The sequence below is a fragment of the Streptomyces sp. NPDC031132 genome (assembly GCF_055570595.1).
Map to the genome: position 1 here is coordinate 49,121 of NZ_JBVIGX010000030.1, position 18,892 is coordinate 68,012.

Below are 18,892 nucleotides of genomic sequence, written 5' to 3' on the forward strand. Positions count from 1 at the left end.
CCTGTCCCTCCGGCCCCGATCGGCCAGCCGGCCCGGATGCCGGCTCCTTCGTGCGGGTACCCTCCCGCACCTCCGGAGCGGCGCCACCGTGAGCCAGGCGGGCCGGAAGCATGATCGCCGCGACATCGCGAGCACGGCGGAGCCTGGACTGCGGCCGCACTCCTCCCGCATCAGGAGAGACGAGGCGAGGGCCCGCGGGCGCGGCGGGTCGACCCGAGCCCGGCCTACGCCAAGCGCGCCTGCGAAGCACCACTGCAACGCCTGAACGTCGACCACATCGATCTGCACGACCTCCACCGCCGAGACCCCGACGTTCCCCGTCGAAGACACCGTCGGCGCCCTGAGCCGGCTGGTCTGCGAGGGGAAGCTGCGCCACATCGGCCGGTCGGAGGTGAGCGCCGACACCCTGCGCAGGGCGCATGCGACCGCGCCGATCGCCGCGCAGCAGAGTGAGAACTCCCTGTGGACGCGCGGCTCGGACCGGGAGATCCTGCCTGCGGCGCGGGAGCTCGGCGTCGCGCTGGTGGCGTACTCGCCGCTCGGCCGCGGTGCCGTCGCGCCCATCTGGACGAGAATTGCGGGGCGTTGGGCCTGCGCCCCTCCCCCGCGCAGCTGGACTCGATCGACGAGACGACCCCGGAGGCCGCACGCGCCCGCGCACCCGACCTGTCCCGTCCGGAGCCGTAGCGCGGTGGCCGACAGGTACGGTTTGGCCATGGATCTTTCCGTAAACGCTACCGATGACAACTCCCCCCAGTCGGCGGTCATCAAGGCCACCGCGCGCCAACTGCTGGTGAAACTGGGCACTTCAGGGCTGTCACTGGATGCCGTTGCCGAGGGCAGCGGTCTTGCCGTCAGCGACGTGGCGGACGCTTTCCCGCACCGGGACGACCTGCTGACCGCATTGGTCATCGACGCCTACAACGACTCCGCCGCCGCGATGGAGCAGGCCGACCAGGCCGCCGGCGCCGCCGGTGCGACGGCCGGCGCGCGGCTCCTCGCGGTGACCCGCGCACTGCGGCAGTGGTCCTTCGACCACTCCGCCGAGTTCACGCTGATCTACGGCTCCCCCGTCCCGGGCTACCACGCCCCGCAGGACACCGTCCCGGCCGCCTCGCGCACCCCCGCCGTGCTGGCCGGCATCGTGCGTTCGGCACTGGCGGCCGGTGAACTGACCCCGCCCCGGCGGGCGGTGCCCGGGCCGCCGCTGCTCCGCCCGGAGGCCGTGCAACTCTTCGGCGGTGTGCCCGAGGCCCCTTTCTCGGACCTCATCGAGCGCGGCATCGTGCTGTGGAGCAATCTGATCGGGCTGCTGGTGTTCCAGGTCTTCAGCCGTACCCATGACAGCGTCCGGGACGAGTCCGCGTACTTCGACTTCGCCATCGCCGTGGCGGCCGAGGGCATCGGCCTGACGGTACCTCTGGAGGAGAACAGCTCCACGAACTAGACCGTCCGGCGCGCGCGGTCCTTCGCCGTCCCGGACGTCACCGGGCGCCGGAGGTCCGCACGCCGGCCGCGGCGTCCGCCGGGGTACGCGGCCGGTAGCGGGACACCGCCACGCCGGCCAGGCACAGCATCCCGCCGAGCAGGGTCAGCCAGGCGGGGACCTCGCCCAGGAGGGCCCAGCTCAGCAGGACGACGATGGCCGGGACGGCGTACGTCGTCGCGCCCAGCTTCCCGGCGGGCATGCGCGCCAGGGCGTAGGTCCACGTGGTGAAGGCGAGGGCGGTCGGCACGACGCCCAGGTAGACCATGTTGAGCGTCGCGGACACCGGCGCCTTCGGCAGTTCCGCGACCAGCTGCCCCGTGAAGGGCAGGCAGGCCGCGGTTCCGGTCAGGCAGCTGTAGGCGGTGATCTGCAGGGGCGTCCCGAAGGACAGCGCGGGCTTCTGCGCGATGACGCCGCTCGCGTAGGCCACCGCCGCGAGCAGGCACAGGACGACGCCGAGCACCGAGGTCGAGCCGTCGCCACCGGACGACATGGAGAGGCCGACGACCACCGCCCCGACGAAGGAGACGGCCATGCCGGCCAGCAGCCGCGGCGGCAGCGCCTCGCCGAGCAGGCGGGCCGCGAGCAGGGCCATGAGGATGGGCCCGGTGTTGACGAGGAGGGCGGCCGTACCCGCGTCGACCAGCCGTTCGCCCCAGTTCAGCGCGACCGTGTAGCCGCCGAACCACACCAGCCCGGACACCAGGATTCCGCGCCGGGCTCCGCGCGGCGGCAGGCCTTGGCGGCGGATCAGGAGCAGGGCGGCGAGCACCACCGAGGCGGCCAGCAGCCTGCCGAGGGCCAGGGCCCCCGGTGAGTACGCGTCGCCCGCGCTGCGGATGGACACGAAGGCCGAAGCCCAGGCCAACACGGTGAACGAGACGGCGGCGACCGTGAGGAGACCGGGCGGAATCGAGCGCAGGCGGAAGGTCATGAACCCCACCCTACGAGCGCAACACTTCGGTGTCCACCGAAATGTTGCGGGCGGGACGCTTCGACTCAGTTCCAGGCCTCCGGGCCGATCCCCAACAGGTCACCGAAGGCCCGTTCCCCGGCGTCGGTCACCTCCAGCCCCCGCCCGCCTGCCGCCGGCCGCACCACCCACTCCTCGTCGAGCGCCCTCGCGCACAGCCGCGCCCCGGCCAGGCCCCCCAGGTGGCGGCGCCGCTCGGTCCAGTCCAGGCAGGAGCTCGCCGGCGGCCTGCGCCCCTCACGGTCGAGGCTGACCCCGGCCCGGGCACACCACTCGCGCCCGGCCTCCGTCAGCTCGAAGACCCCGTCCGTACGGAGCAGCCCGCGCTGCTCCATGGCGTCGGTCACGGCCATCCCGAGCCGCCCCGCGAAATGGTCGTAGCAGGTCCGGGCGCGGGCCAACGGGTCGGGCGCGGCCACCACGGGTACCGCGTGCGCCGCGTCCCGGTCGGGGATCGCGTACGAGGCCAGCTCGTCGACGAGGCGGGCCGTCGCGGCGTCGGCGATCCGCACGTAGCTGTGGCGGCCCTGCCGCTCGGTGACACAGAGGCCCGCATCGAGCAGGCGCGTCAGATGGCCGCTGACGGTCGACGGCGCGACCGCGGTGATCCGGGCCAGCTCTCCCGCGGTCCAGGCGCGTCCCTCGAGCAGCGTCATGCAGATGGCGGCCCGGGTCTCGTCGGCCAGGGCTGCGGCGAAGGCGGCGAGGCGCGCCGCGGGGGCGACACCGTCGGCCGGCGTCTCGGGATGCAATGCATTCATGCTCCCCAGGATGCCTCAAGAGTTCGGTGTGCAGCGAATGATCGGGCATGATCCGCTCCGGCAGGCGGACCGTGACGGGGCGCCCTCCTTTCGTACGGGTGGCCTCCGGCCCGTACGGGCCGGAGGCCGACGCGGCAGCCGACTGACGGCGGGCCGAACGCTTCGACTAGGGTCGGCGGGACAGCGCACCACGATCGACCATCGACCACGAGGAGCAGCCGTGAGCCGGCCGGCGTCCACCGTTCTGCAGCAGGAGATCGCCCGGGAACTCCAGGTGTCGGAGACCTTCGACGCGCACCGGGAGATCGAGCGCCGGGTGGCCTTCCTGACGGACCGGCTCACCTCCTCCGGCCTGCGCTCCCTGGTGCTCGGGATCAGCGGCGGCGTGGACTCCACCACGGCCGGGCGGCTCTGCCAGCTCGCCGTGGAGCGGGCCCGGGAGAGCGGCCACGAGGCGACGTTCTACGCGATGCGGCTGCCGTACGGGGTCCAGGCCGACGAGCAGGACGCCCAGCTCGCGCTCGGCTTCATCAACGCGGACCGGGTGCTGACGGTGGACGTCAAGCCCGCCAGCGACGCCGCACTGGAGGCCGCCCTCGCCGGTGGCACCGTCTTCCGGGACGCCCACCACCAGGACTTCGTGCAGGGCAACATCAAGGCCCGCCAGCGCATGATCGCCCAGTACGCGGTGGCCGGCGCCCACGACGGCCTGGTCGTCGGCACCGACCACGCGGCGGAGGCCGTCTCCGGCTTCTTCACCAAGTTCGGCGACGGCGCGGCCGACCTGGTCCCGCTGACCGGCCTGACCAAGCGCCGGGTGCGCGCCGTGGCCGACGTCCTGGGCGCCCCCGCGGAGCTGGTCTGGAAGACCCCGACGGCCGACCTGGAGACCCTGGACCCGGGCAAGGCCGACGAGGACGCCCTCGGTGTCACGTACGACGACATCGACGACTTCCTGGAGGGCAAGCCCGTCGACGAGCGCGCCTTCGACACGATCGTCCGTCGTTACCGCCAGACCGAGCACAAGCGCCGGCTCCCGATCGCGCCGTAGCGGAACGCCCGCCACCCGCGGCGGTCGCAGGGTGGGTACGGCGCTCCTACGATGGTGGGAGCGCCTCGGGGGCTCGGGGACTCGGGGACCGTCGTCCGATCGACCCTGGGCAGAGGTGACCGATCATGGGCAGGTACCGCCCGTTCCGAGCTCGCCGGGCCCGCCGGGCCCGCCGGACGGCCGTACCCGCCGCGGTGGCGCTGCTGTTGGCCGCCCTGTGCGCGGGCACCGGCCCCGAGGCGTCCGCCTCCGTACGGCAGGACTTCGATCCCGCCACCGTGCAGGAGTTGGACGCGGCGATCACGAAGGTCATGGAGCAGACCGGCATGCCGGGCCTCAACATCGGCCTGTGGATGCCCGGCCGCGGCGTGTACGAGAAGTCCTTCGGTGTCGCGGACAAGCAGACCGGTACGCCCATGAAGTCCGACCTCTACTCGAGGATCGGCAGCGTCACCAAGACCTTCACCATCACCGGCCTCCTCCAGCTCGTCGACCAGGGCAAGGCCGGCCTCGACGACCCCATCTCGCAATACGTGTCCGGCGTCCCGGGCGGGAACGCCATCACCCTGCGCCAGCTGGCGGACATGCGCAGCGGCCTGTTCGACTACACGATGGACAAGCAGTGGCTGGCCGACCTGCGCGCCGATCCGCACCGCGCGTACACCCCGCGCCAGCTGGTGGACATCGGCATCAGTCATCCCCCGAACTTCAAGCCCGGCGCCAAGTGGCAGTACAGCAACACGAACACCATCCTGCTCGGGATGCTGATCGAGAAGGTCAGCGGGCAGGGCCTCGCCGACTACCTGCGGGAGCACGTGTTCGCGCCGCTGAAGCTGAACGACACCTCCCTGCCCACCGACAGCGCCATGCCCGATCCGCACGCCCACGGGTACACCGACCTCACGCCGAAGGGCACCGTCGCCGACGCCACGAACTGGAACCCCTCCTGGGCCTGGGCCGCCGGCGGGATCATCTCCGACCTCGACGACCTGCACGCCTGGGCCCCGGCGCTCACGGACGGCCGGCTGCTAACCCCCAAGACGCAGGCGGAACGGCTCCGGACGCTCCCGATCGAGTCCGTCCCCGGCGCCTCCTACGGGCTCGGCATCCTCAACTTCAACGGCTGGCTCGGCCACACCGGGGAGCTGCCCGGCTACGAGACCATCGCCGCTCAGCTCCCCGCCAAGAAGGCCACCCTGGTGGTCCTCGTCAACAGCGACATCGACTACCAGGGCAAGAACCTGTCCGGCCTGATCGGGAACGCGGTCACCTCCATCGTGACCCCCGATCACCTCTGGCCGGCCCCTGTGCCCACTGCCGAGAAGTAGTCCCCCCGGCCCTGCACGCCTCGGTGTTCACTCGGTGACGCGTCCGGCAGGGCCGTCGTCCGCCCCGCTACGGGACCTCGCGCGGGGAGCGGGCGGGTGCTCGTGTGACCATGGCCCCTTTGGCACATCCGCACCACATGGGGGGACCATGCGCACCCGTACCACCACCGTCTCGACCGGCATCGCCGCGGCACTCGCGGCGTTGCTCGTCCTGGCCGGCTGCACCTCGCCCGGTGGGAGCCCGAAGGAGAAGCCGAGCAGCGCGGTGGCGACCGCTCCTGCTCCCGCCGCGCCGGGCAACGGCTCCGGGTACGAAGGTCCCCGGCCCCAGGACCAGAACCTCCTCGCCTGGACCGGCGACCCCAACGACGCGGGGCACGTCACCGCCCAGTCCGCCGCCGGGGTCGGCGGACGGGTCACCCTCGTACGGATCGTGCTGCGCGAGCAGATCACCTGGTCCAACGTCTGGCTGGGGCTGGCCGGCATCGACCCGAACGCCCAGCTCTCCCAGTGCTACCTCGGCGTGTACGACGCCACCGGCGCCCTGCGCGCGTCCACCGCGGACATCTCGCCGCAGCTGATGACCGACGCGATCGCCAAGCCGCTGCCGCTCGCCAAGCCGTTCACCGCCGCCCCCGGCACGTACTTCGTCGCCCTCCTCCTCAACGGCAACTGGGCCACCAACGCCCTCACCCTCAAGTCCACGGGCGCCGGGATCTCGGTCAACGCGGGCCTGACCCCGCCGAACCTCCGCTACAGCACCGTCCTGACCGGCCAGACCTCCCTGCCGGCCACGCTGAACCTCGCCGAGCAGTCCACCAGCACGATCAACACCGGCTGGGCCAGCCAGTGGTACGGAGTCTCCTGAGCCGGGTGACCCGCTCAGGTCGGGGCCCGGCGGCCGGGCAGACGGCACCCCGCACCGCAGCGGGTGCGGCGTACGCCCGGATGGGGGAAGCTGGGGACGGGTGCAGCACCGACAGCTGACGGATGACGCGAGGAGGGTCCCGTGGACGTTTCAGGAGACGGCGGACTCGGTCCTGCACCCCGAGCGAGGGTGCGGACGGCCACCCTGCTGTGCGCGGCTGCGGCCCTCGCGGTGGGTGTCGTACCCGCCTCCGCACAGACCCGGGCCGCGCCGGAACCGGATCCCGAACCGGTCGTGGTCGTGGACTGCTTCTCCGAGGCCCAGGTACGCCCCGAGGAGTACCTGCTGGCCTGCGGAGACGGGAACAACCGCCTCGTCCGGCTCAGCTGGGACACCTGGGGACCGCGGAAGGCGACGGCCACCGGCACCGACATGGTGAACGACTGCAAGCCCTACTGCGCAGCCGGCCGCTTCCACGCGTACCCGGTCACGGTGACCCTGAGCAAGCCGGAGCCGTGGCCCGGACACCCCGATGTCCAGCGCTTCACGACCATCCGGCTCTTCTACCCGGACACCGCTCCGTCCCCGGTCCCCAAGGACGTCACGTACAAGCTCGTGTACTGAGGGACGCCACTCGGACGCTATCCGCCGAGGCGGGCGCTGATGAGATAGTCGGCCTCCTCTGACAGCCGTGCCCGCCGCTCCTCTTCCTGGGCACGCTCGAGCTCGCCCCGCAGCGCCAGCTCGGTGCGCAGGACCGTCGCCCGCGGTACGGGGATCCGCTGACCGGGCTTCTCGGTGAACGGCTGCAGCTCCGCCGCCGAGACGTGGGCGTCCTCCGACGAGCCGCGGCGGAGCGAAAGGAACACCCGGGCCAGCCAGTCGGCCGGGATCTGGACCATGAGATCAGTCATGTCCGGGAAACGACGGGCCGCCCCCAGCCGTGACTCCCCCTCCCCCGACCGGCTCAGTGGACAGCGGCCGGTCCCGGTGACTTCACGGTCACCTCGCGGTCACCGCGACGAGCTCGACGGCGTCCGGACGCGCGCAGCCCCCAAGAGCCGCAGCCGCCGCGGAACCAGTCGGTTCCGCGGCGGCTGCGTGGAGGGGAGCCGGGGGGCTCGGTCAGCTCTTCTTGATCTCGTCGATGCAGAGCACGAACTGCTTGCCGGAGCTGCGGCGGGAGCCCCTCATCTGCTCCTGGTAACCGATGTCCGACTTGCCCTGGCACTGGTTCGTGTCGAGCGTGTCGGGTATCACCTTGACCACCTTGAACTCGGCGTCGGCGCCCCCGCACTTCACCACCTGCAGGTCAGGGGTCACCGCGTTCCCCTTGTTCGTCAGGCAGTCCCCGACCTTCGCCTTGTCCGCGTCGTCGCGGCTCGCGAAGTAGCCGACCGCGATCATGATGACGACGACCACACCGGCGATGATCTTGAGGATCTTCATGATCCCCATGCCACCGCGCCGGGCGGGCGGGGCCGGCGGGGCCGCGAACTGCTGCGGGTGCGGGTACTGCTGGGGCGCCGCGCCGTAAGGGGGCTGGGCCTGCTGCTGCGGGTATCCGTATCCCGGCTGGGGCGGGTACCCCTGCGGCTGCTGCCCGTTCGGGACAGGCTGGCCGTACGGGCCGGGGCCCTGCTGAGGCGGATAGGTCATGTGGGAATCCCCCGTGAGCGTGTGCATCGTTCGTAGTTTGACGTGCGCACGCTATATCAACCTGCCGTCACCAGCCGCATTGCGCCCACGGCAACGTGGTGTCAGGAACGACGTGGTGTCAGGAACCCGCCGCGCGGAAGGCAGTGGCACGGACGCCGTTGCCGCACAGCGCGAAGTTGCCGCCGTCGCTCGGCGCCAGCTGGTACTTCCCGCCCGCGACGCCCACCACCATCGACGGTGCGACGGTGGGATCGGCTCCGGAGTCGCAGTAGCCGTCCGCCTCACCGAGAACCGGTGTGATGGTGAGCCGCGTCGAGGCCTGGTCTCCGGGCGCCAGCTGCACCGGACGCGCCTTCCCCTGACGGGCGACCTGGAGGGGCCTGTTCTTGTCCGGAGAGCCTTGGCCCGCGAGAGCCACGGTGGGGAAGCCGTTCAGGACGCACGGCTTCGAACCCTGGTTGGTCACGGTGATCAGTACATGGGTGAAGTCGGTTGGCTGCGCGCTGTCCGCAACGATCTGGCTGCTCGTGCACGGCGCCGCCGGGACCCGTCGCAGGGCGTCCGCGGCTGCCGCTGTGCCGGCACCGGCCCCTGCCAGAAGGCCTCCGGCCATGGCGCCCGCCACGAGCAGCACGGACGAGGCCTTGATCGCGCCACTTCGCGTTGCGCATGTCATGGGTTGTCCTCCACGCGTCCACGGCACGGCCCCCGTTCGGCCCTGCCTCCTCCCAGCGTCCCACCCACCCGCACCATCGGCGCGGCACGGGCCCTTTCGCCCCCGATCGACACGCCGGGCGGGGCGGGGGACGATGGGAAGGACGGACACACCGCTTTTCCCTGGCTCTCCCGGGAGGAAGCATGTTGAACCGACGCGTACGTCTGCTGGTGCTCGCCCCCGTGATGGCCGGCGCATTCATCGCCGCCCCCGCCGCCCTCGCGTGGGGCACGGCGGCAGCCGCCCCCGCGGCCACCTGCTCCATCTCCGGTGTCTTCCCCAACGGCAAGGTGCACCTGTCCGGCGGCGGATTCACACCGGGGCCCGCCTTCCTGTCCTCGCCGACCGCGGCGGGCGGGTCCTTCACGATCGGTAGCGACGGCGGGTTCCAGATGATGAACGTGGAAAACGCCCAGTACACCGTCTCGCAGGGCAACGACCGCACGGAGTGCAGCGGCTTCAACGGCAGTCAGGGGTGATCAGGGGCGACTGGCTGCGCTCCCCGTCACGCCCCGGCGTGCAGATGGGCCGCCCACAGAAGCGGAGCGCTTCTGCGGTCGTGGCCGGGTGGCAGGTCCTCTCCGTCCCGTATTTGTCGAACGGCCTCGTGCAGTGCTCGGGCGGCCCGGTCCGGGTCGACGGCAGTCGAGTCGGTCCGCAGGCCGTCGTAGAAGGCCCGGGCGATACGGACGGCGGTCTGGTCGTCGATCTCCCACAGGGTTCCGATGACGTGGGGGAATCCGGCGAGTTGGAACGCCGAGGCGAGGTGGATGGCCTCGTCCAGCAGGTCGACGGTGTCGATGGCCGCGGTTCGGCAGGCGGAGAGGTAGGCCAGCCTGACGCGGTCGAGGGCGACGGGGGCCAGGCTCCTGACGGTGAGCGGGTCGTCCTCGTGGTCGTGGAGCAGCAGCCGGCTCTGTGAGGGGTCGGCGGGATCGCTGCTTCCGTGGCAGGCGAAGTGGGCGATCGCGCAGTGGGGCAGCCGCTCCAACACCCGGGCTTTCGTCGGGGTGGTGGCCGGGTCCGGGTCTGCCTGTCCCCCGCTTTGGTCCGGCTCTCTGAGGACGACGGGATCGGCGAAGCGGGCTTCCAGCATGGCGACTTCGGCGTCGACGAACCGCAACCGGCCCTGCCCGGGCATTCCGGGCGTGGTCGGCATGGCGACGACCAGCGCCCGGCCGGCCGCGGTGGGCTGGTATCCCTCGCGCCGGCTGCGTTCGCGGGCGTAGCGCAGCGCGCGCACGGTGGGGGTGTAGGAGGAGACGGCCCGGTCCATCACGGTGCGCCGGTGCGGATCGTCCGGCGCGTCGGTGTGGTGGCCGGCGGCGTGGAGGGGCAGGAGTCCGAGCAGTCCGCCCGGTGCCCACCACACGCGTGGCAGGGCGTCACTTGCCCGTGCGGTCGTGGGAGGGGAATCTTCGTGTCCCAGGGCTTCCAGCGCGGGGCCGGCGGCGGCGTCCCAGAGCCATTCGAGGACGTCGACGAGCACGGACTGCGCCTCTTCCCGCTCCTTCGGATCCGCTCCTGCCAACGCCGTGTGCTGTGCCTGCCGGAAGGCGTTGATCCGATCGATCACCGTGGTGTATTCGAGCTGGGGCAAGGGGCAACTGGTGATGCTCTCGGCCGTGACCAGAAGTGCGTCGCTCCGGTAGCTGCTGACGTTGAACACCACGATCGGCCCGTGGGACGCCTCGGCCCTGAGTTCGTCGATGGTGGGCGGGAGGCCGAAGGAGGCGAAGCCCTCCAGGGTACGGATCTCGGCCAGGACGGCGGTGAACTCCTCCGCCAGGCGGTGCCTGTTCTGCACGGCGAGCTCCTGGCGCAGCCGGTGTGCCGTCCCGTCGCCTTCGCCGTCGGTGGCGACTTGCACGTCTGCCGGCTGGTCCATTCGGTCGCGCAACTCGGCAAATCTCTGGGCCAGTTCAGGATGGTGATCGCGCAGCTCCGTCAGATCGCCGCGGGTTTCCAGTGCCTGACCGAGCAGTACCGCGCGGCCCACCTCCAAGAGCCCCAGGGCACGCTCCGCCCGCCCGTGGTCCGTTCCACCCGGGGCCGCGAGCGCCAGTGCAGCGGCGGCACTGGTCAGCCCGGTCACGTTGCCGATTGCATACTGCTGGTCCCGGCGCTCCAGCCGACGCGGAGCCATCTGAGGCATCAGGCGTACTGCCGCATCCGCTGCTTCAGCCGCTCGTTCCGCGTCACCCGACTGCGCCAGCAGACGAGCCGCGGACAGCCCCGCCGCGATCCGGACGGTCACCGTCGACGTCGCCGCGGTCGACGCAGCCGACCAAGCCTTCACCGCCGCATCCCTGTCTGCCGGGCTGCCACCGCTGTTGAACCGGGTGATCAGCGCATCTCCGAAGTCGATGAGGTACATGGCGCGCTCGGGATGGTCGTCGGGAGCAGCCTCGACTGCCTGCCGACCCACCTCGACTGCGGCATCGATGTCCGCGCGGGAGCCGGTCAGCAGGAAGCGGGTCCTGAGCGCGGGGCCCAGGTTGGACATGTAGCGGCCACGGTCGGGGTGGTCAGCGGGCGCCGCCTCCACCGCCTGCTGAAGTCGGCCGACGGCGGCGTCCAAGTCCTCGGCGGCGCCGAGTCGGTCGAACCGGGCCTGTAGCGCTCCCCCGAGGTTCGACAGGAACATCGCGCGTTGTAGGTGACGGGCGGGTGCCTCCTCCACCGCCCGACGGCCCATCTCGATGGCGGCGTCCAGGTCCTCGACGGCACCCGCGCGCGCGTACCTGGCCCGCAACATGTTCCCGAGGTTGGACAGGAACCCCGCGCGCTGGGGATGGTCGGCCGGGATCCCTTCCACCGCCTCCTGCAGTCGGTCGATCGCGCCGGCGAGGTCCGCGAGTGCGCCGATCTGGTCGAACCGGTCCCGCAGCGCTCCCGCGTGGTTCGAGAGGAACATCGCCCGGTCGGGATGGCCAGGGGGTGCCGCGTCGACCGCCTGCCGCCCCAGTTCGACGGCGGCGTCCGCGTCCGCCAGGTTGCCGACCCGCCCGGACCGGGCCTGAAGCGCGATTCCCAGGTTCGACAGGAACAAGGCACGTCCGAGGTGGCCGTCGGGCGCCGCGTCCACCGCCTGCCGGCCCACGGAGATGGCAGCGTCCAAGTCCTCGATGGAGCCGGTCCGCTCGAAACGGAGCCGCAATGCGTTGCCGAGGTTGGACAGCACCACGGCGTGCTCGTGGTGCTGGTCGGCGCGGGCCGCGTCCACCGCCTGCCGGCCCGCGATGACGGCAGCGTCCAAGTCCTCGATGGAGCCAGCGTGTTCGAACCTGGCCCGCAGGGCGTTCCCGAGGTTGGACAGGACCTCGGCGCGTTCGGAGTGGTCGACGGGAAGCAGGTACGCCGCTTCGCGGGACAGGTCGATGACGTTGTCCAGATCCGCCACCGCTCCGGTTCGCTTGAACCGGGCGTGCAAGGCGTTCCCGAGGCCGGTCAGCACCAGCGCGCGGTAGAGGCGGTCATCGGGAGCCACTTGCATCGCCTCCTGGAGCAGGGCGACGGCGCTCTCGAGGTCCGCGACCTCTCCGGTTCGGTCGAAGCGGACGCGCAGTGCGTCTCCAAGGTTGAACAGGTACATGGCGCGGCCGAGCTCGTCGGGGGCCGCCGAAAGCGCCTCCCTGAAGCGGTCGATCGCGGCGTCCAGATCTGTCGCCGAGCCACCCCGCCGGAACGCGAGCCGTAGCAGGTTCCCCAAGGCGGTCAGGTGGACGGCACGGTGGGGATGCCGTATCGGGAGGGCATCCACGATGCGGTGCCACAGGTTCACCATGCCGGCGATCCGTACCGGGTCGCCCGACTCCCAGACGTCCGGGAACAGTTCGAACGCCTGCACAGCCGCGACTTCTGCGAGGAGGGGCAGCAGCGGCTCCGGCAGATCACCGACGCCGGCCAGGAAGCACGCCGTGAACGCCGTCACGGCATCCCGCAGGTCGGGTTGGTCCTGGTCTGCCGGTACGGGTACGGCCTGGTGGCGGAACCAGTGGAACCAGCCGAGCAGATGGTAGGCGGGGAGGCTGTCCTCGCCGTCCAGCAGCTCCGCAAGCTGCTGCGCTTCGTGGAGGGCGCCGGCCTCCAACACCGGGGCCAACTCCCGGGTTTCCACAACCCGCCGCAGGCGCACCTCCATTGCAGCCAGTCGCAAGGCTCGCTGAGGGCCCCCCGGATCGCTCATGCCGGGTGATGCTAGTCCCACGACCCGTGGAGCGGCGGGTAGTTCCTCCGATACGCTCCGCGACAGCGGGACACCCGAGCCGGGGGGGAAGCATGACCGAGACCGACGAGACGGCACGCCAGCTGGGGATCGTGTGCGCGAACGCGGACAGGATCCGCGGGCGGCTACGCCGCGGTCCGTCCGGAGACGACGCCGTGCTGCGAGCGGTGCTCACCGCGGTGCGGGACGGGCGGGAGACGGCCCGCCCGGTCGACGACCTGCACGCGGTCCTGCAGTCCCTGGGCGACAGCCAGGGCCTGTACGCGTACGGAGGGACCGGGAGCACGGCGGAGCGCGGGGTCCATGCCGCGGGTGTGCACCGTGAGCGCTCCGGCGAGTCGGTGTACCTGTGCCCCGCCAACCGGTGTACGCGCTACGGGTGGCCGGGCCACGGACCTGCGCCGGTCTGCGCCGTCAGCGGCGACCCGCTGCGTCTGGACCGGCTCTAGCCGTGGGGACCGTGCTGGGAGAACTGGGCAAGAAGCTTGCCGAGCGGTGGCTGTCCCTGCTGGTCCTGCCCGGCGCCCTCTACCTTGCTGTCGCCCTCGCGGCCCGGACGCTCGGCCAGGCCCGTCCCTTCGCCGTGGACCGGCTGACCGGACAGATCAGTGCGTGGGCCGGCGCTCCGGTCGCGCGCACCGTCGGAGGCCAGGTGGTGGTCCTGGCGGCGGTACTGGGCGGCGCCGCGGCCGTCGGGGTCCTCGCACAGGCTCTGGGCTCCGCCGCCGAACGGCTGCACCTCGCCACGGACTGGTACACCTGGCCGGCTCCGGCCCGCGCCCTCGCGCACCGGATCACCGTCCGCCGGCAGAACCGCTGGCGGACGGCGGCCGAGGCCTGGCACCGGCACCGTGAGGAAGCGGCGGACGCCCGCACCCGCGGCGAACGCGTGGACCCCGCCGGACGGCATTCCGCCCGGGCTGCGATGGTCCGGATATCCCCGGAGCGTCCGGACCGCCCCACATGGAGCGGCGACCGCATCCATGCCGCGTCCGTGCGCGTCGACCGCGACCACCACCTCGATCTGGCCACCCTGTGGCCCCACTTGTGGCTGGTCCTGCCCGAAACCATCCGGACCGAGATCACCGCCGCCCGCCAGGCCCTGACCCGTGCCACCACGCTGACCGCCTGGGCGCTGCTCTACCTGCCCCTCGCCCTGTGGTGGTGGCCCGCGGCCGCGATCGCTGCCGCTCTCGCCGTCACGGGCCGGCAGCGCACCCGTACCGCTGCCGACGGCTACGCCACGCTGCTCGAAGCCGCCACGCGCCTGCACGCCCGTGACCTGGCCGGGCCCCTCGGCATGGACCCACCCGGCCCCCTCACCCCGGAGGTCGGGGGCACGCTGGGCCGCCACCTGGCACCCAGCCCGCCACCGCCACCGCCACCGTACGACGGGGCACCGCGAGAGGTGAGCGCGATCGTCAGACCGCTTCCCGGTCCCTGACGGCTTCCGACGCCCCGGAGGCCCGCTCGTCTCCGCCGGCGGGGACGAACACGAGCCGGGTGCCGGACCGCAGCGGGGATTCCCACGCGGCCTCCACCTCGGCCATCGGCACGGCGACCGCCTCGGTGGTCGGCACCAGGTCGGGCAGCCGTTCGAGCAGGTCGCGCAGGGCGGCAGCGCGGCGGGCGCCCGAGATCGAGCCGAGTCCGCTGCCGCAGACGCTCACGTCGCCCTTGCGCAACCACGCGGACGGCATGGTCATGTCGGCCCCGGCCGCGGAGCCGACCTGCACCCACCGGAGGGTACGGGTGAGATCGGAGCGGTGGCGGAGGATCCCGTCGAGCGCCAGCTCGGCAGGCCGCTCCCACAGATAGTCGAGCACGATGTCCACGTCGGCGGCCGCCGCGCCGAAGGCGGCCGCGACGTCCTCGTCGGAACCCTCGAGCGCCACCGTACGGTGGGCGCCCAGGGCTGCCGCAGCCTGCAGTGCCAGCTGATCGCGCCCCGCCGCCACGACGGAGCCCGCGCCTTGGTCGAGGGCGAGCTGGATCGCGGCCCGCCCGGCGTTGCCCGTGCCACCGAGTACGAGTACCGAATCCCCCCTGCGCAGCCCGCTCCGCTCACGCAGCGCGATCCATGCGGAGGATGCGGGGTTCATGACGGCGGCGACGGTGACCGGGTCGAGCCCCTCCGGTACGGGCATGAGCGCGGCGGCCGGTACGGCGACCCGCTCGGCCATCGTCCCGTGCGGGGGCTCCAGCCCCGGGATGTAGACGAGTTCACCGGCTTCGGTCCGGCCCACCCCGTCGAACCCGGGGATCAGGGGCAGCGCATCGCCGCCCGTGTAGTGGCCGCCCGAGGCGAACGAGCGCACCAGCGGGTACAGCGCGGCGGCCAGCACCTCGACGACGACCTCGCCGGCCGCGGGGGCGGGCTCGGGCACGGACTCGTACCGGGGCGGCTGCCCCAGGGCGTGGACCACGGCTGCGTACATGAACTGGCCCCCAAATGGGTGATAAAGCAGCATGACGGACAGCCCGATTGTGACGGCTCTTCGCCGGACGCGCCGGCTGCGCCACGCGGCAGGGGTTCAGCGGCCCGCCGTGGCGAGGCGGTGCGCCCCGGCCGAGTGGACGAAGTCCGTCAGGGAGACGGTGTAGTCGCCCTCGTCGGGGCGGTAGGCGGTGCAGTACCGCGTGGGGTACCAGCCGGGGATGCGCCAGGCAGCGGGCTGGGGCACGGCCTCGCAGGTGCGGTGGCCGGCCGAGGTGCGGTGCCGTTGGAGGAAGTCCCTGGTGAGCATGGGCTCCATGAAGATCAGGTCGCCCGCGTACGCCCCGTAGATGAAGGTCTGGCCGGTGAGCGTGCCGGTGGACGGGGGGCGGCTGTCCAGGTGCGCGCCCATGGCGCCTTCCGCGGTCTGCGGGCTGCTCGCGGGGTAGCCGGCCGGCAGGTACGCGGCCGGGACGGGCTTTCCGGCCGTGGCCACTTGGTCGCAGGCGATCAGCAGGGCGCAGCCGCCGGTCTTGATGCCCGACCGGAGCTCTCGGGGGACGAGGTAGAAGTGCACGTCGAAGTGGGCGACGTCGTAGCGGCCGTGCGGGTTGTGACCGTGCGGGTTCCAGTTGAACAGCACCCACTGGAAGGGCAGGCCGGCCGAGGTGGCCGGAGCGGGCGGCAGCGCGAGTTCCCGGCTGTGGCCGCCGACGCACTCGTGGGTGTCGTCGAGGCTGCCGTCGGCGTCCGCGTCGTAGCAGTGCTTGCCGTCGGTGGGGGTGGTGGGCAGAGCGCTGACGGCCGGTGCGGTCAGGGAGACTCCGAGCGTTCTGGGGATCCCGTTCCGGTACTCGCCGTACGTGCGGACCGTGCCGCGGCCCAGGCGGGCGGCGGGGCCGTACGTGGAGCACACCGCGCCGCCGACGTCGTCGGCGCAGTCGGGCAGGCGCGCGGCGGAGCCGGAGGGCGCCGGCGGGGCCGTGGGCCGCCCGGTGGCGGACAGCAGCGCCGCCAGCAGCGCGGCGGAGGCGAGCGCGGCGGCGGAGGTGGAACGCAGACGGGAGCTGTTCATACGGCGACGCTCCAGGAGGAACGCGCATTGAGCGCGGTGGCGTCCACGCCGGTGACCTGGCGCGTACAGGACTTGATGCCCTCCAGCCTGTCCTCGGGCAGGACGTGGCGAATGTCGAGGAAGCCGTTCGGGGCAAGGGCCTCCACCTGGCGGAGGACCGGGTCGGGTTCCAGTCGGCGGTGTGCGGCGAGGAGGAGGGTGGTCTGCGGGCGGCGGTCCGCCTCGTACCGGGCCAAGGCCTCGTCCACGTCGTGGTGGGCGAGCGCGTACGCCAGGACGCGGGCGTCGACGATGGCCTGCGAGGCGCCGTTGGAGCCGGTCGGGTACAAGGGGTGGGCGGCGTCGCCGAGCAGGACGACACGGCCGTCCGTCCAGGCCGGCAGCGGGTCGCGGTCGATCATCGGGTACCGGCCGATGCGGGGCGCCCCGGCGATGATGCCGTGGAGGTCGAGGAAGTCGCTGCGCCAGCCCTCCACGTGGGCGAGCACCTCCTGCGGCGGTACCGCGCGGTCCCAGTCGGCCGCGCCCCGCGCGTCCTCGTCGCCGAGGCCTTCGTCGGTTCGGCTCTCCACCACCCAGTTGAGCAGGCACCGCCCGCTCCCGTCGGGCCGGGAGACGGGGTAGGCCACGGCCTTCACCCGTGCGTTGCAGCCGACGATGACCATCGTGCGCCCGTCGAGGAAGGGCGGGCCTTCGGTCACCCCGCGCCACATGGATATCCCGTTGCCGAGCGGCAGTCCTTCGTCCGGATACATGGTCGTGCGCACGGCGGAGTTGATTCCGTCCGCGCCGATGAGCAGGTCGCAGGAGAACGGGCCCGGCCGGCCCGCCACGTGCGCCCGTACGGTGGGCCGGCCGTGCTCGCGGTCCTGCTCGTACCGCACGAGGCGGTTTCCGGTGACCAGCGCCTCGGGGCCGAGCCGGTCCCGGACCGCCGACAGCAGGATGTCCTGGAGGTCCGCCCGGTGCACCGAGTACTGCGGCCAGTCGTAACCGGCGGCGCGCCCGCGCGGCTCCGACCAGATCAGCCCGCCGTAGCGGTGGTGGTACTCCAACCGGGCGGTCGCCACCGCGACGTCGTCGAGGGCCTGCGCCAAACCGAGTTCGGTCAGCTCGCGCACGGCGGCGGGCTGCAGATTGATTCCCGCGCCGACCGCCCGCAGGTTCGGACACGCTTCCAGAACGAGCACATCGTCCAGGCCTGCCGCATGAAGGCTCAAGGCCGTTGTCAGTCCGCCAATTCCGGCACCGGCGATCACGATGCGCGGAGAATTCTTTCGGCCGTACGGAGACATGCCCACTACCTCCTGGGAAAGGCGCCTTCCGTTGCAAGTGCGGTACTTCACCGATGAGTACAACCACGGTCACAAGAGGTCAAGATGCCCAGGTCAGGCATCTCCGTTCACCCGATCAGACTACGGCCAAGTGCCGCCTGATGGGTGACATGGCTTTAATCAGGTGTCGGCAACAGAAAGGCTGCGACATGCATCAAGTGACGTTCGAACCGTGCGACGTCCAGCGCCTCCAGCATGCTGTTGACTACGCCCTGCACGCCTCCGAAAAATCACTGGACGCTCTCCTGCCACCCTGGATACCGGGTGATCTCAAACGGGAAATCAAGAGCGGATGCGTTGTGTCGCATTGTGCAACGCTACTGTTCCCGGAAACAGTGGAATCCGCTCTCGAGTACTTCGAGGAAAACGGCTGGCCCGCATCGACCACCATACCGAGCGTGCTGGTGAAGCGCCGTCTGGTGGAGCGTCACTGGCTCCCGGACGATGCGGACATACGGGTGACGCGGCTGCGCGTCACGAGCGGCCTGGCGCCGGAGGTCGAGGTCTTCCTCTTCCCGCGGTGCAGCCCCGGCTACACGGAGGACGTGGGGGCGCAGGAGCGCGTCCACGGCTTCGAGAACCACGTCGGCCTGTTCATGGACCGGCCCGACGCGAGCGCGCTCGCCCGCCTGGCGGACCGCCTCGAGACGTCCGGCCGAATGGTGTACGAGGGCTCGGCACACAACCCCCACGAGAACACCACGATGCTGTACTTCGCCCCCAGCGCGTCCGTGGCCATGTCCCGGCGCCGCTTCCCGCGGTGGGAGCTGCAGTGCGCAGGCGACCTGACGGCTTTCGCCGACCGGCGCCCGGTCCGCAGGCAGGCGCTGTCCAGCGCGTACGCGGCGCTCAGGGCGAACCACGTGGACGGCGGAATGACACGGTCCGTCCGCCGGCCCGTTCCGGTGGCGGCGCCGAGAGGCTGATCCCCGCCGGTGGGCTCCCCGCCTCGGTGTGCTGCTGCGTACGAGGCG

18 protein-coding genes and 1 pseudogene are annotated in these 18,892 nt (G+C 72.0%); 10 read left to right on the top strand and 9 right to left on the bottom strand.

Annotation, left to right across the window (positions count from 1 at the left end; genetic code table 11):
- Positions 1-367: 367 nt before the first annotated feature.
- Positions 368-496, top strand: a pseudogene (locus tag ACZ49B_RS30990) (aldo/keto reductase); the annotation flags it as partial.
- Between the two features lie 219 nt (positions 497-715).
- Positions 716-1,447: a TetR/AcrR family transcriptional regulator gene (locus ACZ49B_RS30995; RefSeq protein WP_468312181.1), complete on the top strand. Its 732-nt coding sequence runs from the start codon at positions 716-718 to the stop codon at positions 1,445-1,447.
- Positions 1,448-1,484: 37 nt separating this feature from the next.
- Here the strand turns inward: ACZ49B_RS30995 and ACZ49B_RS31000 are convergent, their stop codons facing one another.
- Positions 1,485-2,423: a DMT family transporter gene (locus ACZ49B_RS31000; RefSeq protein WP_468312184.1), complete on the bottom strand. Its 939-nt coding sequence runs from the start codon at positions 2,421-2,423 to the stop codon at positions 1,485-1,487.
- A gap of 65 nt (positions 2,424-2,488) precedes the next feature.
- A complete protein-coding gene (locus ACZ49B_RS31005) occupies positions 2,489-3,223 on the bottom strand; it encodes an ArsR/SmtB family transcription factor (protein ID WP_468312187.1) in 735 nt (244 codons plus the stop codon).
- 220 nt (positions 3,224-3,443) lie between these two features.
- Here ACZ49B_RS31005 and nadE point away from each other — a divergent pair, with 220 nt between their 5' ends.
- From nadE to ACZ49B_RS31025, 4 genes are all read left to right on the top strand, one after another.
- Complete coding sequence (nadE, locus tag ACZ49B_RS31010) at positions 3,444-4,274, top strand: ammonia-dependent NAD(+) synthetase (protein ID WP_468312188.1); 831 nt, start codon at positions 3,444-3,446, stop codon at positions 4,272-4,274.
- 125 nt (positions 4,275-4,399) lie between these two features.
- The gene (locus tag ACZ49B_RS31015) at positions 4,400-5,602 is read left to right on the top strand and encodes a serine hydrolase domain-containing protein (protein WP_468312191.1); all 1,203 of its coding nucleotides are present in this window, start codon (positions 4,400-4,402) and stop codon (positions 5,600-5,602) included.
- Between the two features lie 148 nt (positions 5,603-5,750).
- On the top strand, positions 5,751-6,470 hold the full coding sequence (locus ACZ49B_RS31020; RefSeq protein ID WP_468312194.1) for a hypothetical protein: 720 nt from the start codon (positions 5,751-5,753) through the stop codon (positions 6,468-6,470).
- Between the two features lie 141 nt (positions 6,471-6,611).
- Entirely contained in the window at positions 6,612-7,094 is a 483-nt protein-coding gene (locus ACZ49B_RS31025) for a hypothetical protein (RefSeq protein ID WP_468312195.1), read from the top strand.
- A gap of 17 nt (positions 7,095-7,111) precedes the next feature.
- Here ACZ49B_RS31025 and ACZ49B_RS31030 read toward each other — a convergent pair whose 3' ends face one another.
- The 3 genes from ACZ49B_RS31030 to ACZ49B_RS31040 all read right to left on the bottom strand — a co-directional run bounded on the left by ACZ49B_RS31030 (position 7,112) and on the right by ACZ49B_RS31040 (position 8,805).
- The gene (locus ACZ49B_RS31030; RefSeq protein WP_468312198.1) at positions 7,112-7,384 is read right to left on the bottom strand and encodes a hypothetical protein; all 273 of its coding nucleotides are present in this window, start codon (positions 7,382-7,384) and stop codon (positions 7,112-7,114) included.
- Between the two features lie 211 nt (positions 7,385-7,595).
- Positions 7,596-8,129: an LppU/SCO3897 family protein gene (locus tag ACZ49B_RS31035; RefSeq protein WP_468312201.1), complete on the bottom strand. Its 534-nt coding sequence runs from the start codon at positions 8,127-8,129 to the stop codon at positions 7,596-7,598.
- A gap of 118 nt (positions 8,130-8,247) precedes the next feature.
- Positions 8,248-8,805, bottom strand: a complete 558-nt coding sequence (locus ACZ49B_RS31040) for a DUF4232 domain-containing protein (protein WP_468312204.1) — start codon at positions 8,803-8,805, stop codon at positions 8,248-8,250.
- 182 nt (positions 8,806-8,987) lie between these two features.
- Here ACZ49B_RS31040 and ACZ49B_RS31045 point away from each other — a divergent pair, with 182 nt between their 5' ends.
- Complete coding sequence (locus ACZ49B_RS31045) at positions 8,988-9,323, top strand: hypothetical protein (RefSeq protein ID WP_468312206.1); 336 nt, start codon at positions 8,988-8,990, stop codon at positions 9,321-9,323.
- Between the two features lie 26 nt (positions 9,324-9,349).
- On the opposite strand, the gene ACZ49B_RS31050 is transcribed toward ACZ49B_RS31045, so the two are convergent.
- On the bottom strand, positions 9,350-12,940 hold the full coding sequence (locus ACZ49B_RS31050; protein WP_468312209.1) for a CHAT domain-containing tetratricopeptide repeat protein: 3,591 nt from the start codon (positions 12,938-12,940) through the stop codon (positions 9,350-9,352).
- 185 nt (positions 12,941-13,125) lie between these two features.
- Here ACZ49B_RS31050 and ACZ49B_RS31055 point away from each other — a divergent pair, with 185 nt between their 5' ends.
- Both ACZ49B_RS31055 and ACZ49B_RS31060 read left to right on the top strand, forming a co-directional pair.
- Complete coding sequence (locus ACZ49B_RS31055; RefSeq protein ID WP_468312212.1) at positions 13,126-13,521, top strand: hypothetical protein; 396 nt, start codon at positions 13,126-13,128, stop codon at positions 13,519-13,521.
- Between the two features lie 11 nt (positions 13,522-13,532).
- On the top strand, positions 13,533-14,516 hold the full coding sequence (locus ACZ49B_RS31060; RefSeq protein ID WP_468312215.1) for a hypothetical protein: 984 nt from the start codon (positions 13,533-13,535) through the stop codon (positions 14,514-14,516).
- On the opposite strand, the gene ACZ49B_RS31065 is transcribed toward ACZ49B_RS31060, so the two are convergent.
- The 3 genes from ACZ49B_RS31065 to ACZ49B_RS31075 form a co-directional block, all read right to left on the bottom strand.
- Positions 14,494-15,510, bottom strand: a complete 1,017-nt coding sequence (locus ACZ49B_RS31065; RefSeq protein WP_468312218.1) for a quinone oxidoreductase family protein — start codon at positions 15,508-15,510, stop codon at positions 14,494-14,496. The genes ACZ49B_RS31060 and ACZ49B_RS31065 overlap by 23 nt on opposite strands.
- Before the next feature lie 96 nt (positions 15,511-15,606).
- Entirely contained in the window at positions 15,607-16,584 is a 978-nt protein-coding gene (locus tag ACZ49B_RS31070; protein WP_468312220.1) for a hypothetical protein, read from the bottom strand.
- On the bottom strand, positions 16,581-17,879 hold the full coding sequence (locus tag ACZ49B_RS31075) for a flavin-dependent oxidoreductase (protein ID WP_468312222.1): 1,299 nt from the start codon (positions 17,877-17,879) through the stop codon (positions 16,581-16,583). Before ACZ49B_RS31075 ends, ACZ49B_RS31070 begins: the two co-directional genes overlap by 4 nt.
- Before the next feature lie 437 nt (positions 17,880-18,316).
- Here ACZ49B_RS31075 and ACZ49B_RS31080 point away from each other — a divergent pair, with 437 nt between their 5' ends.
- The gene (locus ACZ49B_RS31080; RefSeq protein WP_468312224.1) at positions 18,317-18,844 is read left to right on the top strand and encodes a hypothetical protein; all 528 of its coding nucleotides are present in this window, start codon (positions 18,317-18,319) and stop codon (positions 18,842-18,844) included.
- The last annotated feature ends 48 nt before the right edge of the window (positions 18,845-18,892 follow it).